The organism is Jatrophihabitans sp. GAS493 (assembly GCF_900230215.1).
Classification (GTDB): domain Bacteria; phylum Actinomycetota; class Actinomycetes; order Mycobacteriales; family Jatrophihabitantaceae; genus MT45.
Map to the genome: position 1 here is coordinate 716,607 of NZ_LT907982.1, position 24,580 is coordinate 741,186.

21 protein-coding genes are annotated in these 24,580 nt (G+C 67.7%); 9 read left to right on the forward strand and 12 right to left on the reverse strand.

The features are described 5' to 3' along the window. Positions 1 to 494 precede the first annotated feature (494 nt). Complete coding sequence (locus CPH63_RS03290; protein WP_256385812.1) at positions 495 to 1,691, forward strand: glycosyltransferase family 2 protein; 1,197 nt, start codon at positions 495 to 497, stop codon at positions 1,689 to 1,691. Between the two features lie 287 nt (positions 1,692 to 1,978). On the opposite strand, the gene CPH63_RS03295 is transcribed toward CPH63_RS03290, so the two are convergent. Beyond that, entirely contained in the window at positions 1,979 to 2,665 is a 687-nt protein-coding gene (locus CPH63_RS03295; protein WP_096301557.1) for a DUF1684 domain-containing protein, read from the reverse strand. Between the two features lie 55 nt (positions 2,666 to 2,720). On the opposite strand from CPH63_RS03295, the gene CPH63_RS03300 reads away from it, so the two are divergent. Then, on the forward strand, positions 2,721 to 3,707 hold the full coding sequence (locus CPH63_RS03300) for an NAD(P)H-quinone oxidoreductase (RefSeq protein WP_096301558.1): 987 nt from the start codon (positions 2,721 to 2,723) through the stop codon (positions 3,705 to 3,707). Here CPH63_RS03300 and CPH63_RS03305 read toward each other — a convergent pair. Continuing rightward, a complete protein-coding gene (locus tag CPH63_RS03305) occupies positions 3,704 to 4,897 on the reverse strand; it encodes an aminotransferase class V-fold PLP-dependent enzyme (protein WP_157749245.1) in 1,194 nt (397 codons plus the stop codon). The genes CPH63_RS03300 and CPH63_RS03305 overlap by 4 nt on opposite strands. Before the next feature lie 109 nt (positions 4,898 to 5,006). Here CPH63_RS03305 and CPH63_RS23370 point away from each other — a divergent pair, with 109 nt between their 5' ends. Beyond that, on the forward strand, positions 5,007 to 5,669 hold the full coding sequence (locus tag CPH63_RS23370; RefSeq protein WP_096301560.1) for a bacterial proteasome activator family protein: 663 nt from the start codon (positions 5,007 to 5,009) through the stop codon (positions 5,667 to 5,669). Here the strand turns inward: CPH63_RS23370 and CPH63_RS03315 are convergent. The 7 genes from CPH63_RS03315 to serS all read right to left on the reverse strand — a co-directional run bounded on the left by CPH63_RS03315 (position 5,577) and on the right by serS (position 13,097). Then, positions 5,577 to 6,494, reverse strand: coding sequence for an NAD-dependent protein deacetylase (locus CPH63_RS03315; RefSeq protein ID WP_197704551.1), 918 nt, complete (start codon positions 6,492 to 6,494; stop codon positions 5,577 to 5,579). The genes CPH63_RS23370 and CPH63_RS03315 overlap by 93 nt on opposite strands. Before the next feature lie 10 nt (positions 6,495 to 6,504). After that, a complete protein-coding gene (locus CPH63_RS03320; RefSeq protein ID WP_096301562.1) occupies positions 6,505 to 7,362 on the reverse strand; it encodes a helix-turn-helix transcriptional regulator in 858 nt (285 codons plus the stop codon). Positions 7,363 to 7,716: 354 nt separating this feature from the next. Then, complete coding sequence (locus CPH63_RS03325) at positions 7,717 to 9,564, reverse strand: fibronectin type III domain-containing protein (RefSeq protein WP_096301563.1); 1,848 nt, start codon at positions 9,562 to 9,564, stop codon at positions 7,717 to 7,719. Then, positions 9,561 to 10,160, reverse strand: a complete 600-nt coding sequence (locus CPH63_RS03330) for a signal peptidase I (RefSeq protein ID WP_096301564.1) — start codon at positions 10,158 to 10,160, stop codon at positions 9,561 to 9,563. The genes CPH63_RS03325 and CPH63_RS03330 overlap by 4 nt, the downstream gene beginning before the upstream one ends. A gap of 27 nt (positions 10,161 to 10,187) precedes the next feature. Then, positions 10,188 to 10,829 carry a hypothetical protein gene (locus CPH63_RS03335; RefSeq protein ID WP_096301565.1) on the reverse strand — a complete coding sequence of 214 codons (642 nt, stop codon included), beginning with the start codon at positions 10,827 to 10,829 and terminating at the stop codon, positions 10,188 to 10,190. Between the two features lie 142 nt (positions 10,830 to 10,971). Continuing rightward, positions 10,972 to 11,817 carry an HAD family hydrolase gene (locus CPH63_RS03340; RefSeq protein ID WP_096301566.1) on the reverse strand — a complete coding sequence of 282 codons (846 nt, stop codon included), beginning with the start codon at positions 11,815 to 11,817 and terminating at the stop codon, positions 10,972 to 10,974. Continuing rightward, positions 11,814 to 13,097, reverse strand: a complete 1,284-nt coding sequence (serS, locus tag CPH63_RS03345) for a serine--tRNA ligase (RefSeq protein WP_096301567.1) — start codon at positions 13,095 to 13,097, stop codon at positions 11,814 to 11,816. Before serS ends, CPH63_RS03340 begins: the two co-directional genes overlap by 4 nt. 206 nt (positions 13,098 to 13,303) lie before the next feature. Between serS and CPH63_RS03350 the strand changes: the two genes are divergently transcribed. Continuing rightward, positions 13,304 to 14,737: a hypothetical protein gene (locus CPH63_RS03350; RefSeq protein WP_096301568.1), complete on the forward strand. Its 1,434-nt coding sequence runs from the start codon at positions 13,304 to 13,306 to the stop codon at positions 14,735 to 14,737. A 92-nt stretch (positions 14,738 to 14,829) separates the two neighbouring features. Continuing rightward, positions 14,830 to 16,215: an HNH endonuclease signature motif containing protein gene (locus tag CPH63_RS03355; RefSeq protein WP_096301569.1), complete on the forward strand. Its 1,386-nt coding sequence runs from the start codon at positions 14,830 to 14,832 to the stop codon at positions 16,213 to 16,215. Positions 16,216 to 16,284: 69 nt separating this feature from the next. On the opposite strand, the gene ilvA is transcribed toward CPH63_RS03355, so the two are convergent. Further along, positions 16,285 to 17,589, reverse strand: coding sequence for a threonine ammonia-lyase IlvA (ilvA, locus tag CPH63_RS03360; protein WP_096301570.1), 1,305 nt, complete (start codon positions 17,587 to 17,589; stop codon positions 16,285 to 16,287). 168 nt (positions 17,590 to 17,757) lie between these two features. Here ilvA and CPH63_RS03365 point away from each other — a divergent pair, with 168 nt between their 5' ends. Together CPH63_RS03365 and CPH63_RS03370 are read left to right on the forward strand one after the other, a co-directional pair. Continuing rightward, positions 17,758 to 19,278 (forward strand): MFS transporter, encoded by a 1,521-nt coding sequence (locus CPH63_RS03365; RefSeq protein ID WP_096301571.1) that lies wholly within the window; start codon positions 17,758 to 17,760, stop codon positions 19,276 to 19,278. Positions 19,279 to 19,358: 80 nt separating this feature from the next. Further along, positions 19,359 to 20,012: a TetR/AcrR family transcriptional regulator gene (locus CPH63_RS03370; protein WP_096301572.1), complete on the forward strand. Its 654-nt coding sequence runs from the start codon at positions 19,359 to 19,361 to the stop codon at positions 20,010 to 20,012. A gap of 60 nt (positions 20,013 to 20,072) precedes the next feature. On the opposite strand, the gene CPH63_RS03375 is transcribed toward CPH63_RS03370, so the two are convergent. Together CPH63_RS03375 and CPH63_RS03380 are read right to left on the reverse strand one after the other, a co-directional pair. Then, positions 20,073 to 20,846, reverse strand: coding sequence for an isocitrate lyase/phosphoenolpyruvate mutase family protein (locus CPH63_RS03375; protein ID WP_371364834.1), 774 nt, complete (start codon positions 20,844 to 20,846; stop codon positions 20,073 to 20,075). A 74-nt stretch (positions 20,847 to 20,920) separates the two neighbouring features. After that, positions 20,921 to 22,432 carry an MFS transporter gene (locus tag CPH63_RS03380; protein WP_096301574.1) on the reverse strand — a complete coding sequence of 504 codons (1,512 nt, stop codon included), beginning with the start codon at positions 22,430 to 22,432 and terminating at the stop codon, positions 20,921 to 20,923. A gap of 95 nt (positions 22,433 to 22,527) precedes the next feature. Between CPH63_RS03380 and CPH63_RS03385 the strand changes: the two genes are divergently transcribed. Beyond that, positions 22,528 to 23,253, forward strand: coding sequence for a TetR/AcrR family transcriptional regulator (locus CPH63_RS03385; protein WP_096301575.1), 726 nt, complete (start codon positions 22,528 to 22,530; stop codon positions 23,251 to 23,253). A gap of 135 nt (positions 23,254 to 23,388) precedes the next feature. Continuing rightward, positions 23,389 to 24,573, forward strand: a complete 1,185-nt coding sequence (locus CPH63_RS03390) for an inorganic phosphate transporter (RefSeq protein WP_096301576.1) — start codon at positions 23,389 to 23,391, stop codon at positions 24,571 to 24,573. The last annotated feature ends 7 nt before the right edge of the window (positions 24,574 to 24,580 follow it).

Genomic DNA, 24,580 nt, shown 5'->3' on the forward strand with positions numbered 1-24,580 from the left:
TAGTGCCGGCGTTCGACACCTCGCCGGACACCGCGGCCGACGCCGCCGTGAATGCGATGTTGTTTCCTCGGAATGTACAAACATGCAGCGTTTTATGAATTCGAGTACTTTCCGGCGAAGGCAATTTATCTGGTACACCGGGTACCAATTCGTAAACATCCCGGCTAACCTGCCTGAAATGTGGCACACAAGTGCGTTCTGGTGCAGCGCTTTGTACGAAGTGTCGCTATTTGCTTGTCGAGAATTTACATTGTGATCACACCCACCGACATTTGTTCAGCCGCTAGTTGCAGCAACTGGACAACCACGGGGAGAATTGGGCCACGTCGCAGTGGGCCCCAGCGGCTTCGCAAGACCGGAGCGGCGATGTGCATGCTTACCGTAATCGGGGGATTCGGTTGCAGCGCCGTCGCCGTTCCGGTCCTTCGGAAGTCGAATGACATTCGACCGCGGAAATCGCTAAGGCGCCTGAAGTAGCGGCCGATCTGAAACCCGTGGGGAACCTCGGCTGCGAGCTGTCGGCATGCTTGATCGTGCGCAATGAGCGGGGTCGCCTCGCCGACTGCTTGAGCTCGCTTCACCCCCTGGTCGACGAGATCATCGTCTACGACACCGGTTCGAACGACGGCACCGTCGAACTCGCCCGCTCCCTCGGCGCCCGGGTGATCGAGGGCTACTGGGACGACGACTTCGCCCGCGCCCGCAATGCCGCCCTGGTCGCGGCCACCGGCCGCTGGATCCTGAGCATCGACGCCGACGACCGCTTCACCGGCGATCCGGCGGCGCTGCGACCCCTGCTCGCCGCGGAGAACGTCGACGGCTATCGAGTCCAGATAGACAATCTCAGCGGCACCGACGGGGCTGACAGCTACACCTCCTTCCCGCTGCGCCTATTCCGCCGGGATCGGGCCAGCTGGCGCGGCCAGATCCACGAGCGCGTCTGCCACGCCGATGGCTCCGAACTGAAGCTCGGCATCGCCACTGCCCGCGGACTCCGGCACATCGGCTACGCCGACGCCGACGAGGCCCGCGGCAAGGCCGCCCGTAATGCCGTGCTCGGCCTGCGAGAACTGCAGCAGTTGCACGACGCGGGGTGTGCCGATCCGGCTGAGCTGGCCCGGGTGCTCCTCGACCTCGGACGGAGCCTGATGGCCTGCGAGCAGCGCCAAGGCGCCGTCGATGCCTTCGTCGGCGTGCGCGACCTTCCACTGCGTGGCCCCGAGTTCGTCCAGGCGACCGACTTCATGGCCCGCCTGGCCTTGGGGGCGAATCAGCCGGATGACGCGGCCAATCTCGTTCAACAGCTCCGCGCCGCCGGCGCCGACGCTGAGTACTGCAATTGGTTGGAGGCCCAGGTGCTTGCTCAACAAGGAGATGCAGTATCGGCGTACCGGATGCTCGCTGGGGTTAGCAGCCTCGTCGACCCGGCCGGCCGTGTGTACAACCAGGGTCAGGTCGTCGAGATGCGAGCCCTGGCCGCGGCGCTGGCCGGACGCAATGACGACGCGGTGGCCGATCTGGTCGAGGCGATGTCTCGCTATGGCCGGGTGGCCGGGCGCGGCAAGCTGCTCTTGGAGTGGTGGGGGGATCGGCCACTGGCCCCGCTCTGGGAGCAGATTTCCCAATACGGAACGACCTATTTGGACGGAATTCAACGCGAGTTGTCAGCCTGTGAAGTTGCCCCGGTCTGACTACAGTACCCATCAGTTGTGATCGGTAGCACATTCACAAATGGTCCTTGACTGAGACCCCCTTCCACGCGAATATCACTTATGTCGTACCTCAGGTACGACATAAGCTGCGCGGGAATGAAGATGCAGTTGCCTGATGGCATCGGGGGATTCGATCGGGCGATTGTGTAACGGGGCCCAGCGCGCTATTTCAAAAGCAGACGCCGTTCCGAGTGTCCACTTTGGACGCTCGGGGCGGCGTTCTGTGCATTCTGTGGCGTCGGAGCCGGTGCTGGGCGTGCTGCTCCTTACGCCGTCAGTCGCTCGCCGGCCTGGACGTCGAAGCCGATCGTGTTGCCCGGCTGAGCCAGCGGGCACTCCCACGCCGGGTTGTACCGACACGACGGGTGGTACAGGAAATTCAGATCGAGGACCAGCGTCTCGGCGCTGCCGCCCAGGTCCGCGCTCTTCGCCGTGTCGAGCAGATACCGCCCGCCGCCGTAGCTCGTCCGACCGGAACTGCCGTCGCGCAACGGCAGGAAGATGCCGCCCGCATACTGCTGAAGCCACCAGACGTCCAGCGAGGCATCGAGCGGGGCCGGAAGTTGCACCTGCCCGATCCGCCGCAGCGGGATGAGGCCGTCGCTCGCGGTCGGTACCTGCAGGGTGAGCGGCTCCGAGGTGGGCAGCAGCGGCACCTCGAAACGCAGCCGCGGATCGTAGGGCCAGTAGGGCAGGCCGGTGGTGAAGAGTTCGCTGTCGGGCAGGAGCGGACTCTGCGGGTGCTCCCGGAAGAGTTCGTCCCGGCCGGCCCGCCAGAGTGCGTGGCCGGCGGCCGGATCTTCCTCAGCCCGGACCTGCGCATAGAGCCGGGCGACCCGGCGCCGCCAGTCGGCCAGCTGCAGCCGCCCGGTAACCGTGCGCTGGGCGTCTCCCGCGGCTTGGTCGTCAACGCCGTCGGTGTCATCAGCGTCGTCCGTCCACAGCTTGGGCATGGCGCAAGCGTAACCAGCTGAACCGACAACGGGACGGGGTCATAGGGTCAACGGCATGCGCGCTGTCGTCATCACCGAACCCGGCCGGCCAGAAGTCCTTCAGGTGCAGGAGGTGCCGGACCCGGTACCCGCCGCCGGCGAGGTCGTCATCGACGTTGCCGCAACGGCGATCAACCGGGCCGACCTGCTGCAGCGGCAGGGTCACTACCCGCCGCCGAAGGGGGCGTCGCCGTATCTGGGCATGGAGTGCTCGGGCACCATCAGCGCGGTCGGCGAAGGCGTGAACGGGGGCGGCTGGCACGTCGGGGACCAGGTCTGCGCGCTGCTCAGCGGCGGCGGCTACGCCGAGAAGGTCGCCGCCCCGGCCAGCCAGTTGATGCCGGTCCCTGCCGGTGTCTCACTCGTCGACGCCGCGGCGCTGCCGGAGGTGACCTGCACCGTCTGGTCCATGGTCTTCGACACCGGACGGCTGCAGACCGGCGAGGCGTTCCTCGTCCACGGCGGTAGCAGCGGCATCGGCACCATGGCCATCCAGTTGGCCCACGCCTTCGGGGCGCGCGTCTTCGCCACCGCCGGCACCGAGCGGAAGGTCGGGATAGCTCGCGAGCTCGGAGCCGACGTCGCGATCAACTATCGCGAGCAGGACTTCGTCGACGTGGTCAGCAGCTCGACCGACGGAGGCGGGGTGGACGTCATCCTCGACAACATGGGCGCCTCCTATCTGCCGCGCAACGTGGACGCCCTCGGGCTGGGTGGCCGGCTCATCGTCCTCGGACTGCAGGGCGGTAACAAGGGCGAGCTGAACCTCGGCAAGCTGCTGATGAAGCGGGGCAGCATCATCGCCGCCTCGCTGCGGGCCCGCACGCTGGCCGACAAGGCGCGCATCGTCGCCGGCACCCAGGCCTTCGTCTGGCCGCTGATCGAGCAGGGCCTGGTGCGGCCGATCATCGATCGCACCCTGCAGCTGGACGACGCGGTCGAGGCCCATCGGCTGCTCGAGTCCAGCGAGCACGTCGGCAAGGTCGTTCTGCGGACCCGCTAGCGGCGGGCGATCATGCTCAGCGCGTCGATGAACTGGTCGATCTCGTCGCCGGTGGTGTGCGGCATGACTCCGAAGTGCACGGTGCCCCCGAGTTCGTCGGCGCCGATCGCTCGCATCAGCTCGGTGAGGCCGTTCTCGCCGGTCCAGACCGACACGTCGTAGTCGTAGAGCATCTCGCCGACCTGGGTCGGGCTGCGTCCGGCGACGGTGAATCCGGCAACGGGCAATCGCGTCTCGGAGGAGCCGAGCAGGGTCACTCCACGCAACCGCTCCAACCGATTCCGGGCCGCGTCGAAGAGCTTCGACTGATACTCGCCGGCCGCGGTCAACGAGGTGACCAGTCGCTCCCGGCGGCTACCGACCGCCCACTCGTCGAGTCCGGCCAGGTGGTCGATCGCGGCGGTGAGACCGTCGATGAGCTCGACCGGAAGTGAGCCGACCTCGAAGCGCTGCCGGCCCGGCAGCGAACCCGGCCGCTCCAGTTCACTCATCAGCCCCGGACGGGCCCCCATGATGCCCAGCGTCGGGCCGCCGAAGGTGGTGGCCGAGATGGAGAGGACGTCAGCGCCGAGCGCCACCATGTCGATCGGCATGTGGGGCAGCGCAGCACCGGCATCGACCACGACCAGCGCCCCGACATCGTGGGCCATCTCCGAGATGTGCCCGGTGGCCGGCACCGTGCCGGTGGCCGGATTGGCCAGCGGGACGGTCACCAGCCGGGTGCGCCGGTTGATCAGCTTCTCGTACTGCCAATCCGGCAGCTCGCCGGTCTCGACGTCCACCTCAGCCCACTGCACGATCGCGCCGCTGGCCTTCGCCGCCCGCAGCCACGGCCGCACGTTGGCGTCGTGGTCGAGCCGGCTGAGCACGATCTCGTCACCCAGCTGCCAGTCCTGAGACACGACATCGACGAAACGACCCAATAAAGTCGACACATTCGCGCCGAGCATGACGTCGTCGGCCGGGGTGTTGACCAGATCGGCGACCGCCCGCCGGGCGTCGCGAACGGCGGCGGCGCTGCGCTGCGAACGGGCCGAGCGGGAGCCGGGCTGAGCCGGGGAGGAGCGCAGCGTGGTGATGATCGCCCGCACCACGGTCTCGGGGAGTAGGGCACTGTAGCTGCCCTCCAGGTGCGCGATGCCGGATCCGAGCGTTGGGTACAAGCCGCGGACACGTGCGACGTCAAACACCGTGCCGTTCCCCCGATTCAGGTCAAATAGGTAAGTCAAAGTCTCTGCAACTACAAACGACAGCCCAAGCGGTTGACGTTAGCGGATCGTCATAGGCCAGACTGTGGGTATGAACATAGAGACGCCCGCCGACCACCAGACCGAAGACTATTCTCTCGCGTCGGGGCCAGCCGCGTCACTGGACACTGTGCCTGGTGAAGCTGTGAATGGCAACGCCTCGCAAACCGGTTCCGAGCGCGGCTCCGGCGGTGACGCCGACGACCTGGCCGCGATGGTGGAGCAGCCGGCCAAGGTGATGCGCATCGGCACGATGATCAAGCAACTGCTGGAGGAAGTGCGGGCCGCGCCGCTGGATGAGGCCGGTCGCTCCCGCCTCCGCGAGATCCACGAGTCCTCCATTCGTGAGCTGGAGCAGGGCCTGGCTCCTGAACTACGTGACGAGCTACACAGACTCACCCTGCCGTTCCAGAACGAAGTGCCCTCCGAGGCTGAGTTGCGAATCGCCCAGGCGCAGCTCGTCGGATGGCTGGAAGGGCTCTTCCATGGCATTCAGACCGCGCTGTACGCGCAGCAGCTGGCCGCGCGGGCTCAGCTGGAGGAGATGCGCCGCCGCGCCCTGCCCGGGGCCGGCGGCGACGCGGTGATCGTCGGGCCGGGTGGGCAGATCATCGGGCACACCTCAGGTAGCGAGTTCGGCGCCGGTGGCAGCCCGTTCGGCGGCGCTGCCGGGCAGGCCCCCGGCGAGCACAGTGGCACCGGCCAGTACCTGTAGCAACTCACCCAACGGCGCGTCGATGCGCAGGTCGGCGTAGGCGTCGCCCCGGGTCGGCCCCTGGTTGACGATGGCCACCGGCTTGCCGGCCTTGGCTGCGTGCAGCACGAACCGATACCCCGACATCACCTGCAGCGACGATCCCAGGACGAGGAGAGCACCGGCCCGGTCGACGGCGTCGAAGGCCTGCCGGACCCGCGGGCGGGGCACCGTCTCGCCGAAGAAGACGACGTCGGGTTTCAACGGCCCGCTGCCACAGACCGGACAATCGAGCATCACGAATCCGTCGAGTTCCTCCTCGGCGATGTCGGCGTCACCGTCGGGGTTGATCCGCTGGATATGGGCCTCGAAGGTGGGGTTGGCCGCGTGCAGCGCCTCCTCCAGCCAGGCCCGGCTACCGACCGCCTCGCAGTTGAGGCAGACCGTCCGCTCCAACCCGCCGTGCAGTTCGATGATGTCGGCCCGGCTGCCGCCGGCCACCCGATGCAGGCCGTCGACGTTCTGCGTGATGATCGTCGAGACGACCCCGCCCTGCTGCAGATCGGCGAGCGCGCGATGTCCGGAATTCGGACGGGCCGCCTTCATCGCCGGCCAGCCGAGGTAGCTGCGGGCCCAGTACCGGTGCCGGGCCTTCGCGTCCTTCATGAACGTCTGAAACTGCATCGGAGTGTGCCGCCGCAGCGAACCACTCGGGCCGCGGTAATCGGGTATCCCCGACTCGGTAGACATCCCGGCGCCCCCGAGCACCGCCGCCGCGGGTTCGGCCTGCGCGAGAAACTCGGCCAGCGCTACCGCAGCGGAACGGGTATCGGCGGCGGTCGTCACTCCCCCGAGATTACTCAGTGACCGCGGCCGGGCTCAGGTTCTGTGAACCGATCACCCGCAGCAGGTCGAGCCGGTCACGGGCATCCGTCCCCTCGGTCGGGAAGAAGACCAGCATCCGGACGTCCGCGCTCGGCGTCAGCAGCACCTCGCAGGTCAGCTCCAGCCGACCGACCTCCGGGTGCTCGATCCGCTTCCGGTCGAACTGCCGGGCGGCCACATCATGCCTTCGCCAGAGCTCGTCGAACTCGGCGCTGGCCGCCCGCAGGTCGGCGACGAAGGACTCCACGTCGGGGTCGCCCCCGCGCCGCGCTGCGGTGGCTCGCAGGTCGTTCACGTGCGCCGTGGCATGCCGCCGTCGATCCTCGACCGGGTAACGCAGCCGGCGCTGCGGATCGGTGAACCACTGCCAGGTGAAGTTGCGCTCCCGGCCCGGGCAAGGCGACAGCGGACCGAAGACCAGGTCGGCGGTCGAGTTCTGCCAGAGCACCTCGTCCAGGTCGGAGATGATGCAGACCGGCACATCGTCGAGGTGGTCGGCCAGCCGAACCAGCCCCGGCCGCAGATGCCCGGCGCTGGAGCGGCGCGGCGGTGGAGTCGCACCAGCCAGGTAGAAGAGGTGGTCATGCTGGTCGGCGTCCAGGCGCAGCGCCCGGGCCAGGGACGCCAGCATCTGGTCGGAGGGGTGCGGACCGCGGGCCTGCTCGAGCCGGCTGTAGTAGTCGGTGGACATACCGGCGAGCTGGGCCACCTCCTCCCGTCGCAGCCCCGGCGTGCGGCGACGAACTCCCGGCGCGAGCCCGACATCCGCGGGACGAAGGGACTCGCGGCGAAGCCGCAGAAACTCCGCCAGCTCCACACGATTGGTCATGACCCAATTATCGACGCCTGCGCAGAATCCAACCAGGGAGTAATAGTCCCTGGTTGGGGATGGCTACAGACTGCCTTACATATTAAGGAGAAACTCACAGAAACCAAGATACGTACCGACTCGACTGCATGAGTCTCGGGTCACACACGACGGCTCTTGCCCCGGGAACGGGACGAATCTGCGACCCGTCTCACATCTGTTGTTCATCGGGCGGGAAATTTCTCCGCTCAGCGCGAAAAACAGCATTCGGCATATGTCCATTCGACGAAGTACCAGCTACCGTGAGCACAGCGCCTCGCCGTCAACAACCCTCCCGCTGGCGGCGGGGCGCCTTCATGCCGCCGCCGTTAGCCGCTACGGCGTCACTGAACCCGATGGGCTCGACGCGGCTCCGACGCCTGCGGAGTTCGTCGCCGTCACCGTGAACGTGTACGGCGTCGAGTGCGTCAGCCCGGTCACCGTGCAGCTCGTCGTCGCCGCGCTGCAGGTCAGTCCGCCCGGACTCGAGGTCACCGTGTAGCCGGTCACCGACGCCCCGCCGTCCCAGGCCGGCACGCTCCACGAGACGGTGGCCGAGGTAGTGCTGGCAACACTGGCCGCGGCCGCGGTGGGCGCCTGCGCCGTGATCGCGATGCTCCACTTCCGGGCCATGTACTCCTGCAGCGTCCGCCGCTCCGCCGTCGACAGCGCCCGGCTAAAGGCCATCACCTCAGGGATCATCCCGCAGAAGCCGTTGCTGCTCTGATGCGCTCCGATCTGGATGCCGGCATCGGTGGGGTTGTTCGTGCTGGCTGTGCCGGTGACCGCCGGTGCCGCGTTCACGTCGACGCTTCCCAGCTTCGAAGTGTTCACGAAGGTACCGCTACCGATATAGGCGACATTGACGGTCTTGCCGAGCGTGGTGGTCGCGAAGGGTGCCGAGTGGTAGAGCGTCAGGCCACCACCGCTGTTGGTGTAGAAGACGTGGCCGGTGCCACTGGTCCCGGCGATGATGTTGTTGTGGCACGCGCCGCCATTCGTCGTCGCCTCGTATGTGGCGAGCACGCTGTAGTCCGAGGCGGTCGGGAAGCCGGTCGCCAAGGTCAGGTATCGGCTGGCACTGAACGTCGGGGCGACCTTGCCGCCGAAGGTGGCGGTGTCGGCCGTGGGGGCGGTCGTGCTCGGGGTTCCCGGCGCCAGCACGTCGTTGTTGGAACCGGATTTGTCCTTCCAGCGGGCGATGTACTGGCCAGCCGTCGTGACCGGGTTCGTCCCCGCCGTGTCCTGGAAGAGAGTGGTGAGGTCCGCGCCGTCCAGCCAGAGCACGTGCCCGGTCCCGATGATCAGCGCCGGGAACGGAATCGCTGATGCGCCGGAGGAGGCGCTGCCGGTGGCCGCGGAGTTGGTCGCGGAGACCTTTACCGTGTAGGTGATCCCGTCGGTGAGGCCGCTGATCACGCAGGTGAGTGCGCTCGTCGTCGTGCAGGTTCCACCACCGGGGGTGGCCGTCGCGGTGTAGCCGGAGACGGCCAGCCCGTAGCCGCCGGCCGAGGCGTTCCAGGTCGCGGTGAGCTGCCCGTCCCCGGCGCCCGCGGTGACCGTGGTGGGACTGGCCGGGCCGCTGGCGCCCCAGACGGTCAGCGTCGGCTTCGAGGTCAGCGCGCTGTACCCGACGGGGGCGGCGGCCGGGAGCGCGAAGCGGGCGCGGAGGTGATCGACACCCGGATTCGTCAGCGACGCCAGCCCAGCGGTCAGTTGGGCCGACGGGCTAGCCGCCTTCGCGGTGGCCAACGCCGTCGCTGCGAAGACCACCGTCGTCGTACCGGCGCAGGCCGCCGGCAGGCCGGGTGCACTCTGCTGCCAGGCGACACTGCACAGATCGATGGCGACGCGCAGGCCGTTGGTCGCATCGGTGTCCAGCGAAGTATTGGTCGCACTGGTCAGGGCAATCTCAATCGCCGGTGTGGTCGGCGTTCCGTCGTTGCGCAGGTTTACCAACTGGTCTGAGTAACTGCCCGGGGCCAGTCCGCTGATGCTGTAGGTCTGCGGCGAGGTGGCGGCCGGGGTGCCCGGCCCGACCTGGATGAGCGGCGCGGTACCGACCTGCTGCGACGAGTTCTGGCTTGAAACGTAGGAGGATTCTGTGCCGACGATCGAGGCACTGGCCACCAGCACGGTCGCGATCAGCGCGAAGAGCAACCGCCGCCGACCGGTCCCCGTCACGCCGTCACCGCCGGGGCATTGCGGGGCCGGGCCAGGATGGCCAGCGAGGAGTAGTCGTAATTATCAAGCAATTCCGCCGCATCGGGGAGCTGCCGGATGAGCCGCTCCAACCAGGGCAGGGCGAAGAAGAGCGGCAGGAAGCCGAGAATGAAGCCGACCCCGCTACGTCCGGTCAGGCGGTTGATCAGGCGCCCCACGCCGGAGATGACGCCGACCTCATGCCAGACCGTCTGCTGCGCTGGAAAGATCGCCTCGCGCGCGTCGACGGAGTCGTTGGCGTCGCCCTTGGTCACGATGTTCACCGTGCCGTCGGCGATGCTGAGCTGCGCGATGCGGTGGGTCACCGGCAGTTGGGTGCCGGCCCGGTTGAAGCTGATGATCTGCCCCGGACGGGCGTCTTCGGCCTTCTCGGGTCGGTAGATCACCAGGTCGCCGACGTGAATCCGCGGCGCCATACTGCCGGTCAGCTCGCCCCGAATGTGCAGCACACCGGTAAGACCGATCGCCACGACCACCGCGCTCAGCAGCACGGACGCCAGCAGGGCCGCGCTGACGAACCAGCGCAGCCCTCTGACCACCCACAGCAGCGCAGTCATCGCTGATCGAGTCTCCGCCCGCCCTGGTTAGTGGTAGGCACCGCCGGTGGCCTGCGTCGCCGTGAAGGCGAAGTTCAGCACCGAGGTGAGTCCGGAGGTCCCCGTCGAGCCGCTCGGCAGGTTGTAGTGAATGCGCAGGTAGTCGGTGCCTCCGGTGAGGGCCACCAGGCCGGTCGAGTACGAGGGTCCGGTGGCCTTCAGCGTCGCGACCGGGGTCAGCGCCGTCTCGGCTGTGGTCGTCCCGCTACAGGTCGCGGCGACTGTGGCCGAGGCCTGCGTCCAGGGCACCGAACAGTCGTCGACGGCGAGCTTGAGGCCGTTGGTCGCGTCGGTGTCCAGCAGGCTGCTGGTGGTGGGTGCGGTGACGGCAATCGCGACCGACCCATAGTTGATCGAGCCGGCGTTCACGACATTTACCAGGCGATCGGCGAAGTCACCCGGAGCCAGCCCGGAGACGTTGGTCGAGAAGAGCGCGCCGGCGCCGGGGTCATTGAGGGCGAAGGTGAAGGTGCCGCTGGAGATGGACTGGGCCTTGCTCTGGGTGGAGGTGAAGGTGGAGAGCGTCCCCGTGACGGCCGCGCCGCCGCCAACCAGGAGCACGGCGAACGAGACGAATAGGACGCGTTTGCGTCTCGTCCTCAGACTCTCTCTGAACTCGTCGATCCTCATGGCTACTGCCTCCCGATGGCCGACGGCTTCTTGCCGCTCGACTTGGGGACACCATCGACCTCAAAAACGGATACTTGAGTGTTTCGAATAATTTCCTGGATGAACTATTCCCGGACGATTACTCAATCCGCGAACTGCTCGTTCAGCGATAGGTGTGCAGCACCCGTTCGATGAGCTGGGCCACCGCGTCGTCGTCGTTCGACCCCACCACGTGATCGGCCGCCGCTTGCACGGACGGGTGGGCGTTCGAGACGGCGAAGGAGTGCCCGGCCCAGGCCAACATCGGCAGGTCGTTGGGCATGTCGCCGATCGCCGCCACCTCGCTGGGCGCGAAACCTTCCCGGGCCGCGATGTCGGCCAGCCCGGTCGCCTTGGTGATTCCGGCTGCGGCTATCTCCAGCAGCGCCGTCTTCGACGAATGAGTGACCGTCGCCTGGCCGTGCAGCAACTCCGCCGCCGCCGCCATGAACTCATCGGGATTGGCCGTGCGGTCCTTGGCCAGCAGCTTCACCGCCGGGTGCAGGCCGATCTCGTCGAGGTGGCCGACGGTCGGCGGGGCGATCGGGTTGCCGGCCCGGTCGTGGGTGGGGCTGATCTCCCAGTCATGACGGTATTCCGGCTCGTGGCCGAAGCTCAGCCCGTACTCCAGGCCGAAGGTGACGTCGGGGAAGCGATCCCGCAGCGCGCTCGTGACGCTTCGGATCAATTCGGGCTGCAGCGGGTGGGTGCTGATGATCTCGGCCGAGTGCAGGTCATAGGTGACGGCGCCGTTGGCCGCGACCGCCACACCGGTGTGGCCGGTCATCGAGCCGATCTCGTCCAGCCAGCGGGGTGGACGACCGGTGACGAAGACGATCAGCAGTCCAGCCTCGGCGGCCTGGGCGATCGCCGCCCGGGAGCGGTCGGAGATGGTGTAGTCCGAGCGCAGCAGGGTGCCGTCGATGTCCGTGGCGACGAGTCGCACACCCGGCAGCGGGCCGTCGATCAACGGGCCACCGGGGTGAGTAGGTCGCGACCGCCGAGCCACGGGCGCAGCGCCGCCGGGACGTAGACCGAGCCGTCCGGCTGCTGGTGATGATCGAGGAGACAGGCGATGGTTCGGGCCACCGCGCAGAGCGTCCCGTTGAGAGTGGCGACCGGCCCGACCACGCCCTTGCCGCCGTCGGTGGCCGCGGCCCGGGAACGGATGTTGAGTCGGCGGGACTGGAAGGTCGTGCAGTTGGAGGTCGAGGTCAGCTCGCGGTAGGCGCCCTGGGACGGGAACCAGGCCTCGATGTCGAACTTCCGCGACGCGCTGGAGCCGAGGTCGCCGGCCGCGACGTCGATGACCCGGTAGGAGAGTTCCAGTGCATCCATGAACTCGCGCTCCCAGGCCAGCAGCCGCTGGTGTTCCTCGGCCGCCTCCTCGACCCCGATGTAGGAGAACATCTCGACCTTGTCGAACCAGTGCACCCGGATGATGCCCTTGGTGTCCTTGCCGTAGGAGCCCGCCTCACGCCGGAAGCAGGATGAGAATCCGGCGTAGCGCAGCGGCAGTGCGGCCGCGTCCAGGATCTCGCCCGAGTGGTACCCGGCCAGGGCCACCTCCGACGTTCCCACCAGATAAAGGTCGTCGTCGGCCAACCGGTAGACCTCGTCGGAGTGAGCGCCGAGGAAGCCGGTTCCCTCCATCGTCTCCGGCTTCACCAGCGCCGGGGCGATCATCGGGATGAAGCCGGCGGCGGTGGCCTGGGCCATCGCCATATTCACCAGGGCGAGTTCGAGCTGGGCGCCGATGCCGGTGAGGAAGTAGAAGCGGGCGCCGCTTACCTTGGCTCCCCGCTCGGTGTCGATCGCCCCGAGCAGCGCGCCTATCTCGGTGTGTTCCTTCGGGTTCTCGACGACGGGCGGGGTGCCGACCAGTTCGAGGGTGACGAAGTCGGCCTCGCCACCGGGCGGAACACCGTCCTGAACGACGTTCGGAATAGCCAGGTGGGCCGCCCGAAGCGCCTCGTCGGCTGCGGACTGCTCGGCCTCGGCCGCCTTCACCCCGTCGGCCAATTCCTTGGCCCGGGCCAGTAGCGCGGGGCGGTCCTCCGGGGTCGCCTTGGCCACCAGCCGACCCAGCGGCTTCTGCTCGGCGCGCAGGTCATCGGCGCGCGAGACCGCCGTTCGACGGGCAGCGTCGGCGGCCAGCAACGTGTCGACAAGGGACGGGTCCGCGCCCCGGACGCGCTGCGAGGCGCGCACTAGTTCGGGTTCGTCGCGGAGCAGGCGGAGATCAATCACCTACCCAGATTACTGACGCCGCCGAATCGGCGCCGCCGGATTCACGGTTCACATCCCGCCACCAGCACTGTTCGACGGCAATCCACCCGCAGTTCAGGGGCCGTTCACGCGTGGTGGGAGGCAACTTCAGGCGTTAGGTCACGCCGATGTCACAGACCTGGCGAAGAACCCATTTCAACTTGCCTACCGTTCTGAATGTTGGCATCGTGACAGTCGACAAGCTGAATTTCGCCTGTCGCCGCACGAGCACGGGGGATGCCGTGACACCGTTCAACGCGCGCCACTCCCGCATCCTGCGCGCCTCGCGGATGCTCCTCGGTGCAGCGGTCGCGATCTCGGCCACGACGACGGCGGCCGTCTACCTGAGCGCCGGCGGTGCCGCTGCGGTCGGAAACTCCGACGCCCCGAACCCGGTGCAGTTGGGCTACGACTGCGCGTTCCCGGGAGCGACTTCGCACTCGATCACGGCCCTGGTCGCCTGGGCCGCCGGCGGCGCGGGCTCCGCCGTCAGTTCCAGCCCATCCTCGACCGCTCCGGGGGCCGGCAGTCCCTCCGTCGACAGTTCGGTGCGCCTGACGTCGGTCAGCCTGATCCTCTCGGCCGAGGTGGTCGATGAGCTTCGCCAGCTGCACGCGGCGTCCGTCGGGGGCGTCTTCGGTCCGCAGGTGTCGCCGAGCTCGCCGACCTCGACTTCGACGTTGGCCGCACTGCTCGCACTGCCGGCGACACCCGGTACGCCACTGGCGCTAGTCGGCGGTTGGCTGGGCGGAGCGCCCACCTTCTCCTATGCCTCCAGCACGCCGTACTCGTTGAAGGCCGATTCGTTCGTGCTGCAGCTGGCGGCGGCCACCGCCGATGGCACGTCGGTGAGCCTCCCGGCCTCGGTCGTCTGTACAACGACGCCCGGACGGGACAACACGATCTTCACTCACACCGCGCGCGTCTGCGCCGGTGGCTCCATCGCGGCCCCGGGGGGTACCTGCACGACTCCCTCGCCGCGGCCGGCAACGCCCACACCGTCGCACGCTCCGGCAACGACTCCTGCGCCGGGGAAGGCGCCGACACCGACACCCGTCGTGACGCGCACGTCGGCGCTCCCAGCCCCTTCGGCCGCAGCACCGCCGGTGGTGGCGACGACCTATTCGCTGACCGGGATCTTCACGCTTCCTTCGGTGAGTGGGTCCGGGCGGCTCGGCCCGGGGACGCTGCGGGTTCGACCAGCGTCGGCGGACGGCCGATTCACCGGCTCACTAACGGTGCCGCCGGCGGTGATCGACGGGACGCTCTTCGGATTCGTGCCCATCACGGTGACGGCGGCGTTCACGCCGGTTGGCGCGGTGACCGGGCGAGTGAGCGCGAACCTGAGCGCCACGGCCGAGTCGGTCTTCTCGGTGGCGTTGAAATCGGTGAAGCTATTCGGACTGCTTCCGGTGACCTCATCGGAGTGCCGCACCAAGGCGCCGGTAAAGCTCCATCTCGCGTCGGGTGGCGCCGGGACCTTCAACCCGGCTACTGGTGGCGGCCTGAGTGGGCAGCTTTCGATCGGTGAGTTCACTGGTTGCGGCGTGGCGACGAACGTGCTCAACGCAGTGGTTCCCGGCGCCGGAAGCTCGGTGACGTTCAGCGTGCTGCATCCGTAGACAGCCACTGCTCCCAGCGAATCACCCTGCTTTTACTCGGCATCTCCTCGCTTTCGACCTTTTTGTCGTACCTCACCGCTACGGTTCTGGGTATGGAGGGAACACCGTACGAGGGCCGCGAGGAGGACACCTCTGTCTCCTCGCGGGTTCCGTCGTTTGCCGATGCGGTGATGTTCCCCGACGGTGTGGCTTCGTGGTTGGCGGCGCATGAGCCGGGTCCTGAGACGGGGGCGTTGTTGGGGGTGCTGGATCCGGAGCGGTTGACCCATGCTGGGCGGGTGGATCTGTTGGTCGCGGTCCGCCGTCAGCAGGCCTGGTTCGCCGCGACCGAAGCCGGCCTGCTGGCTTCGATCAGTGCTCATGCGGCGGAGCTATCCCCGGTGCCGGAGTTGGCGTTCGAAGCCGCGGAGGCGGACGTGTCGTGTGCGCTGCAGATCCCGCCGCGGACAGCCGGGTTCGCGTTGGACCACGCCGTGACCCTGGTCCACCGGATCCCGACCACGCATCGGTTGCTGTTGGAGGGTCGGACGACACTGCGGCACGCGATGACCCTCGTCGGTGCCATCACCAACATCAGCGACGACCGGATCGCCTCCCAGGTCGAGGACGCGGTGCTGGGCAAGGTGGGGCATCAGACGCCGACCCAGTTCACCGGCACCGTCCGCCGCGCCGTCGCCAAGTTCAACCCCAAGACCGATGCCCAGGCCCACGAAGACGCGGTGAAGGAACGTCGGGTCGCCCGGTTCGCCCACGACGACGGGATGGCCGCGATCTGGGCCTACCTCCCCGCCGACGCCGCCGACGCGGTGATGGTCGCCGTCAACGCCGTCGCCGACCAGTCGAAAGCTCAGGCCCCCGGCGATGGGCGGACCGCCGACCAACGCCGAGCCGACGCGTTCCTGAACATCGCCCTGCGGGCGTTGAACGATCCGGGGCTGCCGAAAGCCCACGGCCTGCGACCCAGCGTTCACGTCACCGTCTCCGCAACCACCCTGTTGGGCTTGGATGAGTTGCCGGGGGACCTCGACGGGTACGGCCCGATCCCCGCCGCCCTGGCCCGACGCATCGCCGCCGACCCCACCGGCACCTGGCGCCGCCTGATCACCGACCCACTGTCCGGCACCCTCCTCGACCGCGGCCGCAGCACCTACACACCACCCCGCGACCTCACCGAACACGTCATCACCCGAGACCGGACCTGCGCCTTCCCCACCTGCACCCGACCCGCTCGCCGCTGCGATCTCGACCACCGCATCCCGTATCCCACCGGCTGCACAAGCGCCTGCAACCTCAACGCCCTCTGCCGCCGACACCACCGGCTCAAACACCAACTCGGCTGGAACATCACCCACCGCGACACCCACGGCAACTACCACTGGAGCACCCCAACCGGCCACCACTACCAATCCATCACCCCACCGCTGAGCGACCCCGACCCACCACCCGAGAAACCACCGGATACCGAGGCAAACACGTAGCGTCTAGCGGAGCGTCGTGAAGATGGCCAGCTGCGGTCAATGCTAAATGTCCAGCAAGATACTGGGGATTCAGGTCAGATAGGCATAGGCGGGCGAACCCGGGTCGATCTGCTCGATGCGCATCGGTGACTCCTCCATGCGCTGCAGCAGGCCGGGCAGCGCCTCGACCGCCCCGATCTCGATGCCGACCAACGCCGGCCCCGTGTCGCGGTTGTTCCGCTTCACATACTCGAAGAGCGTGATGTCATCCTCCGGACCGAGCACCTCGTCCAGGAATTGCCGCAGCGCACCCGGCTTCTGGGCGAACTCAACCAGGAAGTAGTGCTTCAGCCCGCTGTGCACGAGCGACCGCTCGACGACCTCGCCGTAACGCGACACATCGTTGTTCCCACCTGACACCAGCGCCACCACCACCGCGTCCTCCGGTAGCTCGAGGCGCAGCTCACCGATCAACCCGACCGCCGCCGCGGCCAGCGCCCCCGCCGGCTCGGCGATGATGCCCTCGTTCTGGTACAGCGCCAGCATCTCGGTACAGATCGCACCCTCGTCGACCTCCACCATCCGGAAGCTCTCCCGATCCCCGGCATCGTCCGCCGCAGCCGCCGCCGCGACGATCTCGTACGGCAAGTCACCGACCCGGCGCACCGCAGCTCCGTCGACGAATGGGTCCATCTCGTGCAGCGTCATCGGTGCACCCGCCGCCAATGCCGCCGTCATGGACGCAGCCCCGGCCGGCTCCACACCGACCACCCGTACCCGCGGCGCCCGCTCGGCCAGGTAGGCCAGCAGCCCGGCGATGAGCCCACCCCCGCCGACCGGCACCACGACGACATCGGGCGGCTTCGGCAACTGGGCCAGAATCTCGGCTCCGATCGTCCCCTGCCCGGCCATCGTCCGCCGGTCGTCGAACGGCGGCACCAGGGTGGCCCCCGTCGCCCGAACATCGGCCAGCGCCGCGGCCGCTGCGTCGTCGTAGGTGTCGCCGACCAGAATCAGCTCGACCCGCTCGCCACCGTGCACCCGAATCCGGTCACGCTTCTGCCGGGGCGTCGTCCGGGGCAGGTACACCCGCGCGCTGATCCCCAGCCGCTTGCTCGCGAACGCCACTCCCTGCGCGTGGTTTCCGGCGCTGGCACAGACGACCCCGGCCGCCCGTTCCGACTCATTCAGCTGCGACATCAGGTTGAAGGCCCCCCGCAGCTTGTAGCTGCGTACCGCCTGTAGGTCCTCCCGTTTGAGGTAGACCTGCCACCCTGATTCCCGCGAGAGCCGCTCGCAGATCTGCAGCGGCGACGACTCGATCACGTCGGCCAGTCGCAGCGCCGCCTCCTCGACGTCGGCGGCGCTCAGCGTTTCTGTGGTCACGCCGACCATCGTCGCAGTTCGCCGCGCGATTCGATGCGGCGCCGTCGAGAGTGACGAGGTAGACATCAAAACGAAGTGACAGCCTCCGTTTCCCTGGTAGCGTTTTCATCGAAACGGAGTCATTGGCTCCTTTTTCGGATTCCACTCTCACGATCCACCGCCAAGGAGCACCAAGAAATGACGCTAACCAGCGAAGAGGTGCGGCCGGACGGCAACGTCGCCGCCACCGCCGAGCACGAGAACCCTCACCACCGCCACCGCTGGAGCATCCTCGGCGTCCTCGGCCTGGCCCAGCTCATGGTCGTCCTCGACTCGACCGTCGTGAACATCGCCCTCCCGTCCGCCCAGCAGGCGCTTGGCTTCTCCGACAGCGAGCGGCAGTGGATCATCACCGCCTACGCGCTCGCCTTCGGCAGCCTGCTGCTCCTGGGTGGCCGCCTGGCCGATCTCTTCGGCCGCAAGCGCATCTTCCTCATCGGCCTCGCCGGCTTCGCCGTCGCCTCGGCGGTCGGCGGCGCGGCCGACGGCTTCGGAATGCTGGTCACCGCCCGCGCCGTACAGGGCGCCTTCGGCGCACTGCTGGCCCCGGCCGCGCTATCGCTGCTCACCACCACCTTCACCGAGCCCAAGGAGCGCGCGAAGGCCTACGGAATCTACGGTGCGATCGCCGGTAGCGGCGCCGGTGTCGGCCTGCTGCTCGGTGGGATCCTCACCGAGTACCTCTCCTGGCGCTGGTGCATGTACGTCAACCTGATCTTCGCGATCGCGGCGTTCATCGGTGGCTACATCTTCCTCAAGCACACGGTCGCCCAGGTGCGCCCGAAGCTCGACATCCCCGGCGCCATCGTCGTCTCGGTTGCCCTCTTCAGCCTCGTCTACGGCTTCGCCCACGCCGCGACCGGTGGCTGGGCCGACGCCGTCACGATCAGCTTCCTGGCCGCCGGCGTCATCCTGCTCGGGGCGTTCGTCTTCCTCCAGCAGCGCGCCGCGCACCCACTACTGCCGATGCGCGTGCTGGCCGACCGCAACCGGGCCGGTGCCTACATCGCCATCTTCATCTCCGGCATCGGCATGTTCGGCGTCTTCCTCTTCCTGACCTACTACCTGCAGGCAACTCTGGGCTACAGCGCGGTGCGCAGCGGCCTGGCCTTCCTGCCGATGGTCGGCGTGATCATGGTCGTCGCCACCGTCGGCACGGCGGTGCTGGCCACCAAGCTCGGCCCGCGCTGGCTCATCGGTCCGGGCATGCTGATCGCCGCCTTCGGCATGGTGCTGCTCACTCGAATCACGGTCGAACCCCAGTACGCCATCCACATCCTCCCGGGCATCATGGTCATCGGCGCCGGTCTGGGCCTGGTCTTCTCCTCCGCGATGAGCCTGGCCACCTCCGGTGTCAAGGCCGACGACGCGGGCGTCGCCTCGGCATTGGTGAACATCGGGCAGCAGGTCGGCGGGTCAATCGGCACCGCACTGCTGAGCACCCTGGCGGCCACCGCCGCGACCAACTACGTCATCGACCACGCCACCAGCAACCCGCCGGCGACCAGTGTCCTGGCCAACGCCGCCGTGCACAGCTACGTCGTCGCGTTCTGGTGGTCGGCCGCGATCTTCGCGGTCGGTTCGCTGATCGGTTTCGTCGTGCTTCGAGGAGCGGTGCCGGAGTACAACCCCGACGCCGAGCCGGTCATGGCTCACTAGAATCATCCAGCGAAATCCCTACAGTCGCCCGTCGGCGGCGCCACAGATAGCCGCCTGTCGGCGGTGGAGAGGAGAAACAGATGCTCATCGAGAAGTCAGTCCGTAAGGACGTGGCCCGAAACCGAGCTCTGCTCCTCGCCGCCGCCGACGAGGTCTTCTGCCTGCGCGGCGCGCACGCCACCCTCGACGAGATCGCCCAGCATGCCGGCGTCGGAGTCGCCACGGCGTACCGGCACTTCGAGAGCAAGCAAGGTCTGCTGGTCGCCCTCTTCCAGGACCGCATCAACAAGGTCCAGCAGATTCTCGAAGACGCCGAGACGATCAGCGACCCCCGTGAAGCGATCGAGTCGTTCCTCTACGGCGTCTGCGCAACGCAGGCCAACGACGCCGGGCTCCGCGAGGCGATGACCTCGAACATCGGCCTCCCCGACGCCAACGAAGTGCGCGACCGGCTGGCTCCGATCGCGACGCGCATCCTGAATCGGGCCCGCGCCGCCGGACTGCTCCGGCCCGAGGCCAACGAGAACGATATCCCAATAATTCTATGGATGATCGGCTCCATCACCGACTACGCCGGCCCCTCGAATCCAGAGATCTGGCGCCGCTACCTGGAGATCCTGCTGGACGGACTCTTCGCCGAGTCGGTGCCCCGTCGCGGACTGAGCATCCCCGCGCTGGACGAGGACGCGATCGCCCTCGCGATGACCGAGTGCGGCAGCCGAACACAGCGTTAGCCGTCCCGCCAGCGTTAGCCGTCCCGCCAGCGTTAGCCGTCCCGCCAGTTAGCCAGCCGGCTAGTTCAGGCGCCGCATGCTGGCCGGTAGCTCGCCACCGGCATAGACGCTCTCGGTCAACTCGGCCAACGCCGTGAGGGCGACGTTCTGGCTGTACGGGCCGTAGGAGACGCGGGCCACCCCGAGCTGCTCCAGCCGCTCGAGGCTGAGCGAGCCCGGAACGGCGATCACACTGATCCTTCCCCGACCCAGCGCCTCGACCAGCGCGCCGACCGTCGGCTCGTCCAGCTTTCCCGGGACGAAGAAGCAAGCGGCACCGGCGTCCAGGTAAGCCCGTCCGCGCTCGATCGCGTCAGCCAGCACAGCCTTGGGATCTCGGTCGGCTCCCCGCAGAAATGCGTCGGTGCGGGCATTGAGCACGAAGCCAACCCCGGCCCGCTCACCGGCCTCGACCGCGTCGCTCACCGCGCGTACCGCCTCGGGCAGCGGCTTGAGCTGGTCCTCCAGATTGGCCCCGACCACTCCGACGTCGATGGCCCGGCTGATGGTCTCGCCGACGTCGCCGTACCCCGCCTCCAGGTCTGCCGTCACCGGTAGCTTCACCGACGCGGCGATCCGGGCCACTGCATCGATCATGAGCACCCGCGGAATCTGCTCACCGTCCGGGTACCCGTGGGCCGCGGCGATCGAATGACTCGCGGTAGCCAGCGCCTTGGTGCCGGGAGTCGCGGCGACCACCTGCGCGGTGATGACATCCCAGACGTTCACCAGCTTCAGCAACTGCGGAGCTGTGTGCAGACGCAGCAGTTCGGTGGCCTTCTCGGCGGTGGTCAGGTCGGCCACCGTCAGATCGTCCGGGTTCAGCTCGGCAAACTCTTCGGGCTCTTCGAAGCTCTCTTCGGTGCTCGTCATCCTTCGAACTTAGCTGGTTGCTCCTGACTGCCCTCGCTGATGCCGTCGTTGATGCCGTCGTTGCCGGCCTGCTGCACGTCGCGCTCGAACTCGGCCATCGGGTCGCGGGCATGCTTCGGCAGCATCGCCGAGAGGCCGAGCAGCACGGGCGTCAGGCAGAGCTCGACGATGAAGCAGACTTCGATCGCCGAGACGAATCCGTAGTGCTCGACCCGGCTGAAGAAGATCGTCCCGAGGACCGCGACTCCGATCGCCCCGGCCAACTGCTGCACCGCATTGAGGACACCGCTGGCCGAACCGGTCTCCTCATCGGTGACGGCGGCGAGGATGAAGTCGAAGAGCGGGGCCACGATCATGCCGGTGCCGATACCCCAGACGAGCTGCGGCCCGACGAGCTCCAACGAGCTGGTGTGCAGTCCGTTGTTGTGCACGGTGAGCCACATCCAGGCGATGCCGACACCACCGATGAGGCCGCCGATCTGCAGCGCGGTGCGACCCAGTTTCGGCACCAGCACGGCCGATCCCAGGGCAGCACCGACGGCCATCCCGAAGGCGAACGGGCCGAGCGTCAGACCGGCATGAATGGCCGAGAATCCTTGACCAATCTGCAGGAACAGGGTCATCGTCAGCATGGTGCCGATCATCCCGGCGAAGAAGACGAGGATCATCACCAGGCCGGCGCTGTAGCCGCGATGGGCGAAGATGCTCGGCACGACCAGCGGGTCCTTGTGCCGGCGCTGTCGGGAGATGGTCCACAGAACCAGCAGCCCGAGACTCGCCGCGCTGGCCAGCATCATCGCGTACGTCCAGAACGGCCAGCCGTACTCACGGCCCTGAATGAGCGGGAAGACCAGCAGACCGGCGAACGCCGCGACCAGCAGCGTCCCGACGACGTCGAGGCTGGGTGGAGTCTCGTCCATCGACTCCGGGAAGTACTTCGACGCACCGAGCGCGGCGATCAGGCCCAACGGCAGGTTGATGAGGAAGACCAGCCGCCAGCCGGTGTTGAAGAGGTCCGCGTCGACGAGGACGCCACCGAGGATCGGCCCGAGCACCGCGGATAGGCCGATCACCGGCCCGAAGATGCCGAACGCGGTGGGCAGATCCTTCGGGGAGAAGGTGGCCCGCATGATGCCCAGCCCCTGGGGGATGAGCAGCGCGGCGGCGAAGCCCTGAATGAGGCGGAAGGTGATCAGCAGTTCGGCGTTCGGGGCCAGCGCGCAGGCCAGCGACGCCAGGACGAATCCGTAGGCCCCCATGATGAACAACCGTTTGCGGCCGTAGATATCGCCGAGGCGGGCGCCGGTGATGAGGCCGATGGAGAAGGTGAGCGCATAGCCACCGGTGATCCACTGCAGGGCGGTGGCGCTGGCGTTCAGATCCTCCTTGATCGTCGGCGCCGCGACGTTGACGATCGTGCTGTCGAAGAGATCCATGCACTCTGCGGCCAGCACGAGGGCGAGGATGAGCCACTTCCGCGGAAGGCTCACAACCGGTTGGACGGACATTACTTCTCCCTGTTTCGAAATATTGGAACACAAGTTGCGAGTGCAAATACAACGTTCGCACTCACGAACATTGTTCGTAGCGTAGATTCACGTTCGTGTCCGAGTCAAGCCCACTTCCCCCCGCGCCGCGACGCCCCGACCGCCTGGGGCGGGTCGATCGCAAGCCAGCCCTGAGCGTGGACGTCATCGTCCAGGCGGGAATCGACGTCCTCGACGAGGGCGGGGCCGACGCGCTCTCCATGCGCCGGGTGGCCGAACGGCTCGGCACCGGAGCCGCCTCCCTCTATGCCTACGTGCGCAATAAGGACGAGCTGCTCGAGTTGATGTACGACGAGTTGATATCCCGGGTGCCGATCCCGACCCCCGACCCGGCCCGCTGGCGGGAGCAGATTCGCGAGGTGATCGGCGGGATGCGCCGGATGCTGCAGGACCATGCCGAGGTCGCGATGGCCGGAGCCGGCCGAGTGCCGATGTCCGAGAAGGGCCTAGCCGGTGCCGAGGGGGTCACCGCCCTGCTCAACGCCGGCGGGTTGCCGCCCCGGATCGTCGGTATGGCGGCTGACCTGATCGGGCTCTACATCACGGCGATCGCCTTCGAGGAGAGCACCTTCTCCCGCTCGGGCATGGACCCGGAGACCGCCGCCGAGTACTTCACCCGAGTCCACGAGTTCTACGTCGCTCTCCCGGCCGATCGCTATCCGGTCATGGCGATGCTCGGCTCGGCCCTCACCGGTCCGGACGGCGACGAGCGCTTCGCCTTCGGCCTGGACGTCATCCTGGCCGGGTTAGTCGCCCTGGCCGACGACCCTTGCTGGGCCTGAGTACTGAACCTGACGATCTGATGCAAACCGTTCATGTTCTGTTCACCTAAAGTCGATAGCTTCGCCGAGCGGGGCGTGCTAGCCCGCGGGTCTCGTCCCAACAGCTAAAAATCCCCTCACAGACTGGGCTCGTACATGGACGTCTCGTTCTTGGTCGTCGTCGTGATCGTCACGGCCCTGGCGTTCGACTTCACCAACGGGTTCCATGACACGGCCAACGCGATGGCCACCTCCATCGCCACCGGAGCGTTGCGTCCGCGGGTTGCCGTCGTAATCTCCGGGATTCTCAACGTGATCGGTGCCTTCATCTCCACCGAGGTCGCCAAGACGATCTCGGGCGGGATCATCGACGACAGCAAACTCACCGCGCCGGGTGTCAACGGCACCGCGATCATCTTCGCCGGACTCATCGGCGCCGTCCTCTGGAACCTGGTCACCTGGCTCATCGGACTCCCCTCCTCCTCCTCGCACGCGCTCTTCGGCGGCCTGATCGGAGCGGTCTGGGTGGTGGTCGGTGTCGACGCCATCAACTTCAACATGGTCTTCTCCAAGATCATCCTGCCCGCGCTCATCTCCCCCTTCGTCTGCGGCCTCGTGGCCCTGATCGGCACGTACGCCGCGTACACGATCACCCATCGCGCCGATAAGAAGACGGCCGAGGGTGGCTTCCGACGGGGCCAGACCATGTCGGCCTCCATGGTCTCGCTGGCCCACGGCACCGGTGACGCGCAGAAGACGATGGGCGTCATCACGCTGGTCCTCATCATCAACGGCTACCAGGCCAGCGGCTCCGGCCCGCTGCCGTGGGTCATCCTGACCTCCGGCTTGGCGATCGGCCTCGGCACCGCCGTCGGCGGCTGGCGCATCATCCGCACGATGGGTAAGGGCTTGACCGACATCGAATCGCCCCAGGGCTTCGCGGCCGAGACCGCTTCGACGGCCGTCCTGCTCGCCTCCGCCCACATGGGATTCGCCCTCTCCACGACCCAGGTCTGCTCAGGGGGCATCCTCGGTGCCGGGCTCGGGCGACGGTTGGCCGAGGTGCGCTGGAACGTGGCTGGACGGATGGCCCTGGCCTGGCTCTTCACCCTCCCGGTGGCCGCGTTGATCGGCGCGATGGCCGGCAAATTGGCCAGCCAGGGCAACGGCGGAGTGCTCGCCGTCGCGGTCGTCGCCCTGCTGCTCGTCGGGTTCATCGTCATGCGCTCCCGCCGCGCGCCGGTGACCAGCGAGAACGTCAACGACCTCCCCTCGTCCCTGGCCCTCGTCCCTGACCCTGCCCCCATCCCGGAGCCCGCAGCGGCACCGATCGCGGTCTGAGCGGAGT

Excerpts from the sequence above, each read along its gene's own strand:
- CPH63_RS03355 (WP_096301569.1), top strand. The coding sequence starts at position 14,830 with ATGGAGGGAACACCGTACGAGGGCCGCGAGGAGGACACCTCTGTCTCC.
- CPH63_RS03380 (WP_096301574.1), bottom strand. The coding sequence starts at position 22,432 with ATGTCCGTCCAACCGGTTGTGAGCCTTCCGCGGAAGTGGCTCATCCTC.
- CPH63_RS03300 (WP_096301558.1), top strand. The coding sequence starts at position 2,721 with ATGCGCGCTGTCGTCATCACCGAACCCGGCCGGCCAGAAGTCCTTCAG.
- CPH63_RS23370 (WP_096301560.1), top strand. The coding sequence starts at position 5,007 with ATGAACATAGAGACGCCCGCCGACCACCAGACCGAAGACTATTCTCTC.
- ilvA (WP_096301570.1), bottom strand. The coding sequence starts at position 17,589 with ATGGTCGGCGTGACCACAGAAACGCTGAGCGCCGCCGACGTCGAGGAG.
- CPH63_RS03365 (WP_096301571.1), top strand. The coding sequence starts at position 17,758 with ATGACGCTAACCAGCGAAGAGGTGCGGCCGGACGGCAACGTCGCCGCC.
- CPH63_RS03370 (WP_096301572.1), top strand. The coding sequence starts at position 19,359 with ATGCTCATCGAGAAGTCAGTCCGTAAGGACGTGGCCCGAAACCGAGCT.
- CPH63_RS03320 (WP_096301562.1), bottom strand. The coding sequence starts at position 7,362 with ATGACCAATCGTGTGGAGCTGGCGGAGTTTCTGCGGCTTCGCCGCGAG.
- CPH63_RS03390 (WP_096301576.1), top strand. The coding sequence starts at position 23,389 with ATGGACGTCTCGTTCTTGGTCGTCGTCGTGATCGTCACGGCCCTGGCG.
- CPH63_RS03295 (WP_096301557.1), bottom strand. The coding sequence starts at position 2,665 with ATGCCCAAGCTGTGGACGGACGACGCTGATGACACCGACGGCGTTGAC.
- CPH63_RS03335 (WP_096301565.1), bottom strand. The coding sequence starts at position 10,829 with ATGAGGATCGACGAGTTCAGAGAGAGTCTGAGGACGAGACGCAAACGC.
- CPH63_RS03330 (WP_096301564.1), bottom strand. The coding sequence starts at position 10,160 with ATGACTGCGCTGCTGTGGGTGGTCAGAGGGCTGCGCTGGTTCGTCAGC.